Below are 13,321 nucleotides of genomic sequence, written 5' to 3'. Positions count from 1 at the left end.
CGAACAGCCGAATACGGTCCAGTACGAGGCTGTACCGGCAGCGCCCGCCGCGCCCGTCCCACTTTCCGTCCCACGATCCCAACCCGGCTCGGCGGAGGAACTCTGCGACGCCGGCCATGTCTGGGCTCGGCCAGAGGCCCTGGAGCATTCCGGGGCCTCTGGCGTCTCAGGGGTGTTGAGATGCGCATCCTGTTGCGGCGAGGCGAGGTCGCAGCTTTACGGAACGGGCTGATAGGCCACGGTCGTGCCGGGGCACGCCTCCGCGAGCTGGCTGAGTGCTTCGAGTTCGACGGCGTCTGCGGTGAGTCCCCAGCGGAGTTTGGTTCCGGTCCATTCCGAGACGTACCGGCACGTGGCTTCGACGGTCGGCGGCAGCCACTGGGCCGGGTCCTGGTCGGCCTTGCTGCGGTTCGAGGCTGCCGACACGGCGACGAGGGAGGTCGGGATGTCGAGGTCGTTGGCGTAGGCCTCGCGCCGCTCCGGCGTCCACTGCGACGCCCCGGAGTCCCAGGCTTCGGCCAGCGGCACCATGTGGTCGACGTCCAGGGCTCCGGCGGGGGTGATCCACTTGGAGTCGTAGTACGACCACCAACGCCCTCCGGACAGCTTGCAGCCCGGGAGGACCTGGGGAGGGTCGACCGCCTCGGAGAGAAGCACCTCGGCTCGGGTGTTGCAACCGTCGGTCGGGTTCTGGCCCGCGTTCCAGTGCTTGAAGCTCGTGCGCTGATAGCCGTCGCGTACCTCCGCGGCGACCGGGAGTGCCTGGACCGCGGCCGTCATGGGGACGGTGAACACCGGGGTGGAACGGTCCTGCGCTTGAGCTGGAGTGGATGCCATGAGGGACACGACGAGGAATACGACCGCAACGGCGGCCATCCTGAGGCTCTTGATCACGTCAAGCAGAGTTGACCGCGGGTACCTCGTTCGAGGGGTCCGACTCGAATGAATGAGCCATATGGATGTCTCAGTTCACCGGACAGGTGTGCACGCAGTCACCCGATGAGGAAAGGCTCTGCTGCTAGGGCGACGTCGCGAGGGCAGCGCTCCGCGGGGGCTCGGTCGTCTCGGCAGGCGGTGCGCACGGCAGCCGTCCGGAGCCGACGCGGAAAGGGCAGGTCAACGGAGGTTCGTCGCCCGTGCCCCGAAGTTCTGACGATTCACGGCGAAATGACCGTAATGCGATGATTGGAACGACGGGTGATCCCTCGATGATCGCGAGGAGCGGCAGGTGGATGCCTCGGACGAACTCCTTCGTAGGACCGAACCGTCGGCTCTGTTGCATCTCGACGGCGTTGTCCGCGCCGTGAACGCGGCGATGGCCACGGCGCTCGGCAGGCCGGCGGAACAGTGTGTGGGCCGGTACGCATGGGAGCTGGTGCCCGACAGCCAGCGCCCCCTGGTCGAGCGCATGGTGACCCACGCGAGCCGGCAGCAGCTGGCGATGCGGGTGCTGGACCTTCCCAGCCCCGATGGGGCATCTCTGGCCTTCCTCGTCGAGGCGCGGCCGGTGACCGCCGACGGGGGCGAGCAGCTCGTCTGGATGCACTCCCTGAACGTGCAGAAGGACCTCGGCAGCCTGCTGATGCCGTTCCGGCTGTCGGCGAGGGCCGCCGGTCTCGGCCTGTGCATCTACCACCCCGAGGTGCAGGAGCTCGAATGGCTGGGAGGCGCGGCCGCCGTGGGCGCGCTGTTCCCAGAGGCCTCGGTGTCCCTGCCCTGGGTGGTCCGGCACGTCCACCCCGACGATCGCAACTCCCTGCACCGGCTCCTGGCCGCGGAGACTCCCCAGCGCACCTGGACCGAACTGCGGTTCCACACCGATCACGGTGACCGGTACGAACTGGCTTGCCAGACCCGTAGGGTCCGGCTGGGGTACGACGGCCCCGAGCAGGTCTTCGGGATGATCCGCGACGACACCCAGCACGAGGCCCGCCGCAAGGAGATGCTGGCCAGGCTGGGGGCCGAGCGGCGCCGCGCCGATGAGATCGCCGAATTCTCCTCCGCCCTCATCCGTACCGCCTCCGAGCAGGAGCTTCAGCAGGTCGTTCTGACACGGCTCGCCGCGACCTTCGGCGGTACCAGCGCGGCACTCGCGCTCGTCGACCACGAGCACCTCTTCGTCTCCTCGGACGGCGGGTTCCCCGCGTGGCACGCCGACGAGGTGCGCAGCATGGACCTGGACGAGCGGCATCCGCTGACCGAGGTGATCCGCACGGGCGAGCCGCAGTTCATCGCCGATCGGAGGGAGCTTCTGCGCCGCTTGCCCCCCACGGACGCGGCGTCCCTGCCGCGGGTCGGCCCCGACGTCGCCGTGTCGATCACTCCCCTCGGCTCCGCCGACGAACAGCCGCTCGGGGCCTGGGCGGTGACCTACGAAATCGGGCACCGCCCGTCCCTGGACGAGAACGCGTTCACGCTCACCCTGGCCGAGCTGGCCGGCCAGGCCCTGGTGCGCATCAGATCGCAGCAGGCCCGCGTCGAGCTGGCCACGGCGGTTCAGCGCACCATGCTCCCGAAGCTGCCCGAGCACCTGCCGGGTCTGCGGGTCGCTGCCCGCTACCGGCCCTGCGGTTCCGGGCTCGACATCGGCGGAGACTGGTACGACGCCTTTCTCATGCCGGACGGCACGGTTGCCCTGGAGATCGGCGACGCCCAGGGGCACGACGTGGACGCGGCCGCCTTCATGGGACAGGTGCGCGGCTCCATGCGTGCGATCGCCGCCCACGAGCCGAACCCCGGAACCGTGCTGACGCACACCAACCAACTGCTCGTCGCGATGGACGTACCACGGTTCGCCAGCTGCAGCATGCTGCACATCGATGCATGCAACGGACAGGTCACCGGCGCCAGCGCCGGCCACGTGCCCCTGCTGTGTGCCCACGACGACGGCAGCCATGACGTACGCCGGCTGCCGGGCGGTCCGCTCCTGGGCGTCCTGCCGGACGCCGACTACTCGCAGGGGACCTTCACGCTGGACAAGGACACCGCTCTGGTCATGGTCACCGACGGCTTGGTCGAAGGGCCGGACCTCACGCTGGACGCCGGACTCGAGCAGACCGGAACACTGGCCGCCCAAGCCCTTCACGACGGACTGAGCCCCGAGGAGACCGCCGACCGCATCCTCGACGCAGCCATCGCCTCGAACAACCCCGACGACCTCGCCGTGCTGGTAGTCCGACGCACAGGGTGAACTTCCGTGATCAAGCACGGTTTGGTCAATCCGGCGAGAGGGAAACGCCTCACCGTGTCTTGAAACACCAGGTCAGCGGTCTGGCGGCAGAGTTCACGTGCGGATCTGTGCCGACGGCCACAGCAAACGGGCCGCGCGTAGGCTCATACTGAGCCATGACAAAGCCTGCGGCACCGAAGCGTCACCTGCCTACCAGCCCCTTCAAAGCCCCGGTCGCACCGGCTCCCAAGCACTTCGCCATGGGCGATCAGGTCACCCACGATGTGTACGGTCTCGGCCGGGTCATCGGCATCGAAGAGGGAACCGCGGCGCTCGTGGACTTCGGTTCGGCCCAAATGCGGATCCTGAGCCCGTACTCCAAGATGACCAAGCTGTAGGACCGCCGTGCCGGTCACGGCACGCCAGGCCCCATCAGGGACCTGTAACGAAAGGCAGACCTCTCATCGACTCGACGTCGCTGTTCTCCGCCCTGGAAGGGCAACCCCGCCGTTCCACCGCTGTATCGCCGCCTCCGACGACAAAGCCCTTCCAGGCACCGGACTTCGGAGAAGACGAGCCTTCCTGGACCGAGGACGCACAGGAGCCCGCCCCGGGCACGCGTGCGGCGCGGCCCGAGGCTGCCTAGCGGTCAGTTCGACAGCTGACCGCTGAGTGTCGCGGCGCTGCGGTGCTGCGAGGAGTGCGGGCGTCTGTACGCCCCGGAAGGGCGTGACGGAGCCGGCGCCCGTCACCGCCCCCCTGCCCCCAGCTCGCCAACCGACAGCAAAGGCCCCGGGTCGGTCCGGGGCCTTTGGCGTTTCGGGGCGGGGTGGCCGAGGAGCTGGGGCTTACGAGGGGTTGCCGGGGCGGATCGTGAGGGCGGCCGGTTCGTGGGCCGCCGTGCACGGCTCCGGCTCACGCCGTGGTGAGGACGCGGGTGCGCTCGCGGCCGCGGAGTGCCTGGCCGCGTACGACGATGATGCCCAGGCGGATGACGACCTCGCTGACGGCCATGAGGACCAGGGCGGCGACCCATGCCTGTTCGCCGGTGATGTCGTGGGTGGCGGAGAAGTGGGCTATGCGGGTCTCGCCGGAGGGGTGGGAGGTCCAGATCGCGAAGCCCAGGCGGAAGCCCATGCTCAGTACCCACAGGGCCGCCGCGCCCAGGGTCGCCTTGACCCGGACGTGCCCGTCCGCGAAGCGGACCCGGGTGAGCAGGCCGCCGGCCACGCCGCAGGCGATGCCGATTCCGGCGAACGCCGCGATGAGGGAGAGGTCGTTGCCCGCTGTCGGGATCTCGTGCAGGTAGCTGGTCGCCACCCAGGTGATCAGGCCCAGGGGCAGCAGCAGCCTGAAGGCCGTCAGCCGCTCCTCGCGCATCTGCTTGATGACCACGAGGATGAGCGCCACATCGATGATCCAGTCGGAAATCGTCATGCCCCGACTATCCGGTTCCGACCCCGTCCGGCACGTGGACCCATGGGTGGAAGCAGGGTGGAAAACAGGTGGATGCGGTTGCTCTACCCGGGGGAGGACTCAGCCCGGCTCCGTGGCGTCGCCGCAGTCGGCGGAGTCCTTGGAGCCGTTGCTGTTCAGTCGTTCCAGGTACTCGTGGGCCAGCTCCGTCGCGCGGGTGAACCAGTCGGTGAGGGTGCCCAGTTCGTCGGGGGTGTAGTCGGCGAACAGGTCCGCGAGGCGTGCGTAGTGGCCGGCGTACACCGCCTCGACGCGGACGACGGCGTCCGGGACCGCGGCCACGCGGACCCGGCGGCGGTCGTCGGGATCGGGGCGCCGGGTCACGTAGCCCGCGCGTTCCAGGCGGTTGAGGATGCCCGTCACCGCGCCCGTCGTCACATGGGCGCGGGCGGCCAGGTCGCCCGCCGTCAGCAGGTCCTCGCCCGCCTCCAGGACGAAACCGAAGCAGGTGAGGTCCGTGACGTTGACCCCGAGCCGCCGGGCCAGCTCCTGCTGGCCGATCACATGGGCCGCGATGAGGTGGTCCATCGCGGACCGGGCCCGGGCGGGGTCCGCGGGCGGTCGCGGCTTGCCGTGCATGGTCGTTCCCGATTCCTTGGGGGTTCGCGGGTCCCTGGAGATCCGCCGATCCTCGGAGATTCGCCGAATCCCTTAGCGAGTGAGAGATCTAGGGGGTAAATTTCTTAGCCCGTGAGGGATTCTAGTCGTCCTCGCGTCGGACGTTGTGTTTCTGCTGCCAGTGAAGTTTCCGCTGCCTATGAAGGGGAGGCGGGTACGTGAGTCAGCACGACGAAGGTCACACGGTCGCCGGGTGGACGGGTACCGCGATCGCGACGGTCGGAAGCGGCCTGCTGGGGCTGGGGGTGTGTGCCGTCTCGGTCCCGGCCCTGGCCGGAGGGGCCGCGGTGAGTGCCGCGAGCGTCCTGGTCACCTGGTGTCTGCACCTCGCCGGCTGGGGCAAGCCGCCCGGCCCCCGGCCCCGGACGCAGTGGCCGCTCGGGGTCCGGGACACCAGCGCCCGCGACGGCCACCCCGGATGCGTGTCGTGCCGGCTGGCGGGCCGGGGACGACGTACCGGGTCCGTGCTGGAGCCGGTGACCACCACCGGTGAGACCGAGCCGGCGACCGCCCGGACCGGCGGCTGACCGGCAGCCGGCACCCACCTCCACGTCCCCCGCTCCACGTCCCCCGCGCTCCGCTCCACCCCGGCCCGTTGTCAGTGCTGCCCTCTACGCTCGCGAGTGATGGCACAGGTGTGGAAATGCTCGGGGCTGCGGTGGTCGGACGACGGACCCGTGCTGGTGTGGAGCGGCGGGCGGCGCAGTGTGCTCGGGCCGGGGAAGCGCGTCGCCTTCAGGACGGCCGACGGAGCCGTGCGGCAGTGCGTGGGGGCGCGTGGCCATCCCTGCGCGGCACGTGCGTCCGTGTCCGGGCGCAGTACCGGCGTGCGCTGCGAAGAGTGCGCCCGGCTGGACCGGGCGCACTCCGTGGCCGCCGACGGCATCGCCGATGATCCTCGGCCGTACCACGTGTACCTGGCGTGGTTCGGGCCCGGCATGGTCAAGGTCGGGATCACCGCCGTCGAGCGCGGGCCGGCGCGGCTGCTGGAGCAGGGGGCCGTCTGCTTCAGCTGGCTGGGCGCCGGACCGCTGATGGCGGCGCGGCGGGCCGAGGAGTTGTTGCGGGCCGCGCTCAAGGTGCCCGACCGGATCCCCTACGGCGACAAGCGCGTCGTACGGGCCGCCCTGCCGGGAAGCGCAACCGAGCGTGCCGCCGAGGTCGTCGTCCTGCATGCGCGGGCCCTGGCGCTCGCGGCCTGGCCCGAGGCGCTCGTTCCCGAGCCCTGCCAAGTCGTCGACCACGTGCGGGTGTTCGGCCTGGACGGGGCGCCCGCCGCCGTCGGCGAGGTGGCCGAGCTGGTCCCGGGTGGCGTGGTGAGCGGTGAGCTCGTCGCGGCCGCCGGGCCGGATCTGCATCTCGCCACCCGGCGCGGGGTCGTCGTCCTCGACACGCGCTTGCTGCCCGGGTGGGAGCTGACCGCCGCCGGAGCCGGGGACGAGGGCGAACTCGGCGTTCCCCTGCGGGAGTTCACCGCACCCCAGGAGGGGCTGTTCTGACCCGTGCCGGACATCCGGGAAGGATCCCCGGGACGGACCCGCCGAGGTCCGCCCGAATCCACCCGACAGGCGCCCTGCCGCCCGCCCCGGTACGCTCTCATCAGCGGTTCATCGGGCTTTCATCAGGGGGCCGGGCGCACACCGGACGTACATGATCCGCACAGCCGGGAGGTGGGGGCCGGTCCCGAGTCGGTGCGCATGTGGTGGGATTCCCAGGCGTTCCCTGAGAGGCGCCTGTGTGTTTCTTAGGGAAATCACAGATTAGTGAAAGCGTGTTCTCAGAGGACCCCGACAAGGTGTCCACCATGACCACGACCTCGCCCCAGGGGCGCACCGAACTGCTGAGGCCGGACGGGAGCCCCGTCCGAGTGCTTGTGGTGGACGACGAGCTGTCGATCACCGAACTCCTTTCCATGGCCCTCCGCTACGAGGGCTGGCAGATCCGGAGTGCGGGTGATGGCACGGGTGCCATCCAGACCGCCCGGGAGTTCCGGCCCGACGCGGTCGTCCTCGACATGATGCTGCCCGACATGGACGGCCTCACCGTTCTCGGTCGCCTGCGGCGCGAGCTGCCCGACGTGCCGGTGCTGTTCCTCACCGCGAAGGACGCGGTCGAGGACCGGATCGCCGGTCTCACCGCGGGCGGCGACGACTACGTCACCAAACCCTTCAGCCTCGAAGAGGTCGTGGCCCGGCTGCGCGGGCTGATCCGCCGCTCCGGCGCCGCCGACCGGCGGTCGGACTCGGTGCTCGTCGTCGGCGACCTCACCCTGGACGAGGACAGCCACGAGGTCTCGCGGGCCGGGGAGGGCATTCACCTCACCGCCACCGAGTTCGAGCTGCTGCGCTTCCTGATGCGCAACCCGCGGCGCGTGCTCAGCAAGGCCCAGATCCTGGACCGTGTGTGGTCCTACGACTTCGGCGGCCAGGCCAATGTGGTCGAGCTCTACATCTCGTACCTGCGCAGGAAGATAGACGCCGGCCGGGAGCCGATGATCCACACCCGGCGTGGGGCCGGTTACCTGATCAAGCCCGCCGCGTCATGAGCGGGCGACGACGGCCGCGTGCGCAGAAGCGACGAGCAGGACAGCCGCGCACCCTGCGGACCCGGCTCGTCGTCGTGTCCGTGACCCTGATCGCCGTGGTCTGCGCGGTGATCGGGACCGTCACCACCCTCGTGCTGCGGGACCACCTGTACGGGCAGCTGAACAGCAACCTGCGCGAGGTCGCGCTGCGCGTGGCCGGCGGACCCCTGGGCGGCTTCGACGGCAAGGGCAGCCCCCCGGCCGGCACCGCCAGCAAGCTCAAGCCGAACCAGCAGAAGAGCCTCGGCGACCTCGTCACCCAGGGGCCGCAGCCGCAGAAGACCATCGCGGCCCAGGTCGAGAACGGGTCGATCACCAGCGGCAAGGTCGGCACCAAGGAGAACAACTCCGCCGGCTACACCCAGATGACCCCCGAGGACCTCAGCGACGCCCAGATCAAGGCGCTCGGTTCCGTCGCCCAGGACGAGCGGCCGCACACGGTCGACATCCCGGGCCTCGGCACGTACCAGGCCCAGTACGTCAAGGGCAACGACGGCACCTTCTACGTCGGCATCCCGACCTCCGACGTGGACGGCACGATCAACACCCTGATCATCGTCGAGATCAGCCTCACCCTCTCCGGTCTGATCGCCGCCTCCCTCGCCGGCACCGTCATGGTCGGCGTGGCCACCCGCCCGCTGCGCAGGGTCGCCAACACCGCCACCCGCGTCTCCGAACTCCCCCTGCACACCGGCGAGGTCAACCTCAGCGAGCGGGTCCCGGAGTCCGAGTGCGACCCGCACACCGAGGTCGGCCAGGTCGGCGCCGCGCTCAACCGCATGCTCAACCACGTGCACGGCGCCCTGCACGCCCGCCAGCAGAGCGAGATGCGGGTACGGCAGTTCGTCGCCGACGCCAGCCATGAGCTGCGCACCCCGCTCGCCTCCATCCGCGGTTACGCCGAGCTGACCCGGCGCGGCCGGGAGGAGGTCGGGCCCGACACCCGGCACGCCCTCGGCCGTATCGAGTCCGAGGCCGGCCGGATGACCCTTCTCGTCGAGGACCTGCTGCTGCTCGCCCGGCTGGACGCGGGCCGTCCGCTGCAGTTCGAGCACACCGACCTGATCCCGCTCGTCGTCGACACCATCAGTGACTCGCGCGCGGCCGGCATGGACCACAACTGGCGCCTCGACCTGCCCGACGAGCCGGCCCTGGTGGCCGCCGACGCGGCCCGTATCCAGCAGGTGCTGGTCAACCTGCTCGGCAACGCGCGCAAGCACACCCCGCCGGGGACCACCATCACCGCCCGTATCCAGCGGCGCGGCCCGTGGATGTGCGTGGACGTCGAGGACAACGGACAGGGCATTCCGCCGGACCTGCTGCCGCACGTCTTCGAGCGGTTCGCGCGCGGCGACTCCGCGCGGTCGCGGTCCACCGGGTCCACCGGCCTGGGGCTCGCCATCGTGCAGGCCGTCGCGTCCGCGCACGGCGGTGCCGTCACCGTGGACAGCGTTCCCGGCAGCACGGTGTTCACCCTCTATCTGCCCGCGCTTGCCCCGGCGGTTCCCCAGCCGGCCCCTGAAACGAACTGGCAATCGCACTCACAGGCACAGCACAGTGCCACCACATGGGTGCAACAGGGCGCTTGACCAGAGTCGTTCCCATGCGAACCGACTCTTCTCCCGGCACCCTGCCGGCGCGGGAGCACCTCCCGGCCGGAGACGCCGGTACGCCTGTCCTGGACGTAGTGATCCCCGTCTACAACGAGGAGAAGGACCTCGGCCCATGCGTCGTCAGACTGCATGACCACCTCAAGCGCACCTTCCCGTACGCGTTCCGCATCACCATCGCGGACAACGCGTCCACGGACACCACCCCCCAGGTGGCGCAGCGGCTCGAGGCGGAGCTGGCCGAGGTCAAGTCGTTCCGGCTGGAGCAGAAGGGCCGCGGCCGTGCGCTGCGGACCGTCTGGTCGGCCTCGGACGCGCCGATCCTCGCGTACATGGACGTGGACCTGTCGACCGACCTGAACGCGCTGCTGCCGCTGGTGGCGCCGCTCATCTCCGGCCACTCCGACCTGGCGATCGGTTCCCGGCTGGCCCGCTCGTCGCGCGTGGTGCGCGGTGCCAAGCGGGAGTTCATCAGCCGCTCGTACAACCTGATCCTGCGCGGCTCGCTGCAGGCCCGCTTCTCGGACGCGCAGTGCGGCTTCAAGGCGATCCGGCGCGATGTCGCGCAGGTGCTGCTGCCGATGGTCGAGGACACCGGCTGGTTCTTCGACACCGAGATGCTGGTGATCGCCGAGCGCGCGGGTCTGCGCATCCACGAGGTGCCGGTGGACTGGGTCGACGACCCGAACTCGACCGTGCACATCGTGAAGACGGCCACCGACGACCTCAAGGGCGTGTGGCGGGTCGGCAAGGCGCTGGCCACCGGTTCGCTGCCGCTGGACCGGGTCGCCCGCCCGTTCGGCGACGACCCGCGCGACCGCGACATCCAGGACGTGCCGAAGGGCCTGGCCCGCCAGCTCGTCGGCTTCTGCGTGGTCGGCGCCCTGTCGACCCTCTTCTACCTGGTGCTCTACAGCCTGTTCCGGCAGTTCTCCGGCTCGCAGATCGCCAACGCGCTCGCGCTGCTGGTGTCGGCCGTGGCCAACACGGCCGCCAACCGGCGCCTGACCTTCGGGGTGCGCGGCCGGGGCGGGGCGGTCCGGCACCAGGTGCAGGGCCTGGTCGTCTTCGGTATCGGCCTGGCGCTGACCAGCGGTTCGCTCGCCGCCCTGAACGCGGCGAGCAGCGACCCCGCGCACTCCACCGAGCTGGCGGTGCTGGTCGCCGCCAACCTCGCCGCGACCGTCCTGCGCTTCCTGCTCTTCCGCGCCTGGGTCTTCCCGGACCGCGACGGCAGCCGGCAGGACTCCTCCACGGTGGTGGCCGGGCACACCCCGTCGTCGCCGACTTACACCACGGCCTCCGGCGGACACCAGCAGCAGGGCGGCCCGCTGCCGCACCGCTCGGCGCACCAGCCCTACGTCCAGGGCTCCACCCAGCCCTACGCCCCGGGCTCCACCCAGCCCTACGCCCCGGGCTCCACCACGACCACCCAATTCCGCGCCGGTGAAGCCGCGGACGGCACCTGGAGGGACGCCACCATGCAGTTGCAGCCGGTGCGCCCCCATGACACCGATCCGGGGGATCCCCGATGAGCAGCACCCACACCGACCGTCCGACCCAGTGGGGCCCGGCGGCCCCCGCGGCTCCCGCGCCGCCCCGGCAGGCGCCGGACGTCCAGGACGTCCAGGACGTCCCGGCCGCGCCGGTGCCGCAGGCGGGCTCGGGCGAGCCCCGGCAGCCCTTCGCCCGGGGACTCTGGCGCGGCCGCCCCGAGGACCCCCGCTGGGCGCGCCCGGCCTTCCTCGGCCTGCTGCTCGTCACCGCGGTGCTCTACTTCTACAACCTGAGCGTCAACGGCTACTCCAACTCCTTCTACTCGGCCGCCGTCCAGGCCGGCACCAAGAGCTGGAAGGCGATGTTCTTCGGCTCGCTGGACGCGGGCAACGCGATCACCGTCGACAAGCCCTCGGCGTTCCTGTGGCCGATGGAGATCGCGGCCCGGATCTTCGGCCTGAACTCCTGGACGATCCTCGGCCCCGAGGTCCTCATGGGCGTCGGCACGGTCGCGGTCGTGTACGCCTCCGTGCGCCGCCGGTTCAGCCCCGCGGCCGGTCTGATCGCGGGCGCCGTGCTCGCGCTCACCCCCGTCGCGGCGCTGATGTTCCGGTTCAACAACCCGGACGCGATGCTGGCCCTGCTGATGGCGCTGGCCTGCTACTTCGTGGTCCGCGCCGTCGAGGACGGCAAGACGAAGTGGCTGGTGTGGGCGGGTGCGGCGATCGGCTTCGCCTTCCTCGCCAAGACCCTCCAGGCCTTCCTGATCCTGCCGGCGCTGGCGTTCGTGTACGCGGCCGTCGGCCCGCACACGCTGAAGAAGCGGATCGGCCAGCTGGCCCTCGCGACCGGCGCGCTGATCGTCTCCGCCGGCTGGTGGGTCGCGATCGTCGAACTGTGGCCGGCCTCCTCCCGCCCCTACATCGGCGGTTCGCAGAACAACAGCTTCCTGGAGCTGACCTTCGGCTACAACGGCCTCGGCCGCCTCAGCGGCGACGAGACCGGCAGCGTCGGCGGCGGTGGCGGCGGCACCGGCACCGGGCAGTGGGGCGCGACCGGCTGGGACCGGATGTTCAACTCCGAGATCGGCAGCCAGATCTCCTGGCTGATCCCGGCCGCGCTGATCCTGCTGGCCGGGGGCCTGGTGGCGACGCGCAAGCTGAAGCGGACCTCGGTGACCCGGGCCTCGTTCCTGGTCTGGGGCGGCTCGCTGCTGATCACCATGGTGGTCTTCAGCTACATGGCCGGCATCTTCCACCAGTACTACACGATCGCCCTCGCCCCCTACATCGCCGCGGTGGTCGGCATGGGCGCCGGGCTGCTGTGGGAGAAGCGCGCCGAGCTGTGGGTGTCGATCACCCTCGCCGCCGCCGTGGTCTCGGCCGCGGTCTGGGGCTACGTCCTCCTCGACCGCACCTCCACCTACCTGCCCTGGCTGAAGTGGCTGGTCCTGATCGGCGGTCTGGCCGCCGCGCTCGGCCTGATCTTCGCGGGCCGGATCAGCCGTCAACTCGCCCTCGGGGCGGCCGCGGTGGGCCTGGTGGCCGCGCTGGCGGGCCCGACGGCGTACACCCTCAGCACGGTGAACTCCGCGCACACCGGCTCCATCCCGACGGCGGGCCCGGCGGGCGCGAGCATGATGGGCTTCGGCGGCGGGGGCGGCGGCCGTGGCGGCATGGGCGGCGGCGGTGGCTTCGGCCAGGGCGGCCAGAACCAGCAGGGCCAGGGCCAGCAGGGCGGCAACGGCAGCACCCAGAACCAGCAGGGCGGCACCGGCACCGGCGGCTTCCCGGGCGGCGGTACCGGCGGCTTCCCCGGTGGCGGCACCGGCGGTGGTATGCCGGGCCAGAACCAGCAGGGCCAGGGCCAGAACGGGACCACGCAGAACGGCAACGGCTTCCCCGGCGGCGGTCGGATGGGCGAAGGCGGCGGCATGGGCGGCGGCGGTGGCGTCGGCGGCCTGCTGAACGGCGCGACCGTCACCTCCGAGGCCAAGAAGCTGCTGGAGAAGGACGCCTCGAAGTACACCTGGGTCGCGGCGGCCATCGGCGCCCAGAACGCGGCGAGCTACCAGCTGGCCACCGACGACTCGGTGATGGCGATCGGCGGCTTCAACGGCACCGACCCGTCCCCGACGCTGGCCCAGTTCAAGGAGTACGTGACGGACGGAAAGATCCACTACTTCATCTCGTCCGGCACCGGCGGCGGCATGGGCGGCAGCAGCAGCGGCACGTCCTCGCAGATCACCTCGTGGGTCGAGAAGAACTTCAAGAAGGTGACGGTCGGTTCGTCCACCTTCTACGACCTCACGCAGAAGGCGAGCAGCAGCTGACGGCTGCCTGATCGGCGAGAGGGCGGTGGCTTCGG

The 13,321-nt window shown here is 70.8% G+C and carries 11 protein-coding genes; 8 read left to right on the top strand and 3 right to left on the bottom strand.

All coding sequences use genetic code 11. The annotated features are described in order from the left end of the window. Nucleotides 1–216 precede the first annotated feature (216 nt). On the bottom strand, nucleotides 217–837 hold the full coding sequence (locus tag ACFWXC_RS30225) for an HNH endonuclease family protein (protein ID WP_384483442.1): 621 nt from the start codon (nucleotides 835–837) through the stop codon (nucleotides 217–219). A gap of 391 nt (nucleotides 838–1,228) precedes the next feature. Here ACFWXC_RS30225 and ACFWXC_RS30220 point away from each other — a divergent pair, with 391 nt between their 5' ends. Both ACFWXC_RS30220 and ACFWXC_RS30215 read left to right on the top strand, forming a co-directional pair. After that, nucleotides 1,229–3,190 carry a SpoIIE family protein phosphatase gene (locus tag ACFWXC_RS30220; RefSeq protein ID WP_384483441.1) on the top strand — a complete coding sequence of 654 codons (1,962 nt, stop codon included), beginning with the start codon at nucleotides 1,229–1,231 and terminating at the stop codon, nucleotides 3,188–3,190. Nucleotides 3,191–3,345: 155 nt separating this feature from the next. Continuing rightward, nucleotides 3,346–3,567 carry a hypothetical protein gene (locus ACFWXC_RS30215; RefSeq protein WP_384483440.1) on the top strand — a complete coding sequence of 74 codons (222 nt, stop codon included), beginning with the start codon at nucleotides 3,346–3,348 and terminating at the stop codon, nucleotides 3,565–3,567. Between the two features lie 517 nt (nucleotides 3,568–4,084). On the opposite strand, the gene ACFWXC_RS30210 is transcribed toward ACFWXC_RS30215, so the two are convergent. Continuing rightward, entirely contained in the window at nucleotides 4,085–4,606 is a 522-nt protein-coding gene (locus ACFWXC_RS30210; RefSeq protein ID WP_384483439.1) for a hypothetical protein, read from the bottom strand. A 99-nt stretch (nucleotides 4,607–4,705) separates the two neighbouring features. Continuing rightward, nucleotides 4,706–5,224 (bottom strand): MarR family winged helix-turn-helix transcriptional regulator, encoded by a 519-nt coding sequence (locus ACFWXC_RS30205; protein ID WP_384483438.1) that lies wholly within the window; start codon nucleotides 5,222–5,224, stop codon nucleotides 4,706–4,708. 197 nt (nucleotides 5,225–5,421) lie between these two features. Between ACFWXC_RS30205 and ACFWXC_RS30200 the strand changes: the two genes are divergently transcribed. The 6 genes from ACFWXC_RS30200 (at nucleotide 5,422) to ACFWXC_RS30175 (ending at nucleotide 13,286) form a co-directional block, all read left to right on the top strand. Continuing rightward, nucleotides 5,422–5,790 carry an HGxxPAAW family protein gene (locus ACFWXC_RS30200; protein WP_384483437.1) on the top strand — a complete coding sequence of 123 codons (369 nt, stop codon included), beginning with the start codon at nucleotides 5,422–5,424 and terminating at the stop codon, nucleotides 5,788–5,790. A gap of 99 nt (nucleotides 5,791–5,889) precedes the next feature. Continuing rightward, entirely contained in the window at nucleotides 5,890–6,762 is an 873-nt protein-coding gene (locus ACFWXC_RS30195; protein ID WP_384483436.1) for a DUF2797 domain-containing protein, read from the top strand. A gap of 305 nt (nucleotides 6,763–7,067) precedes the next feature. Beyond that, the gene (locus ACFWXC_RS30190) at nucleotides 7,068–7,808 is read left to right on the top strand and encodes a response regulator transcription factor (RefSeq protein WP_026179246.1); all 741 of its coding nucleotides are present in this window, start codon (nucleotides 7,068–7,070) and stop codon (nucleotides 7,806–7,808) included. Beyond that, the gene (locus tag ACFWXC_RS30185; RefSeq protein ID WP_384483435.1) at nucleotides 7,805–9,436 is read left to right on the top strand and encodes an ATP-binding protein; all 1,632 of its coding nucleotides are present in this window, start codon (nucleotides 7,805–7,807) and stop codon (nucleotides 9,434–9,436) included. Before ACFWXC_RS30190 ends, ACFWXC_RS30185 begins: the two co-directional genes overlap by 4 nt. A gap of 14 nt (nucleotides 9,437–9,450) precedes the next feature. Continuing rightward, nucleotides 9,451–10,992 (top strand): glycosyltransferase, encoded by a 1,542-nt coding sequence (locus ACFWXC_RS30180; protein ID WP_384483434.1) that lies wholly within the window; start codon nucleotides 9,451–9,453, stop codon nucleotides 10,990–10,992. Further along, nucleotides 10,989–13,286, top strand: a complete 2,298-nt coding sequence (locus ACFWXC_RS30175) for a glycosyltransferase family 39 protein (RefSeq protein ID WP_384483433.1) — start codon at nucleotides 10,989–10,991, stop codon at nucleotides 13,284–13,286. The genes ACFWXC_RS30180 and ACFWXC_RS30175 overlap by 4 nt, the downstream gene beginning before the upstream one ends. Nucleotides 13,287–13,321: the final 35 nt, after the last annotated feature.

It is taken from the genome of Streptomyces sp. NPDC058683, from assembly GCF_042716195.1.
In the GTDB taxonomy this organism is placed as follows: domain Bacteria; phylum Actinomycetota; class Actinomycetes; order Streptomycetales; family Streptomycetaceae; genus Streptomyces.
This window is presented reverse-complemented; position numbering and strand designations above follow the sequence as displayed.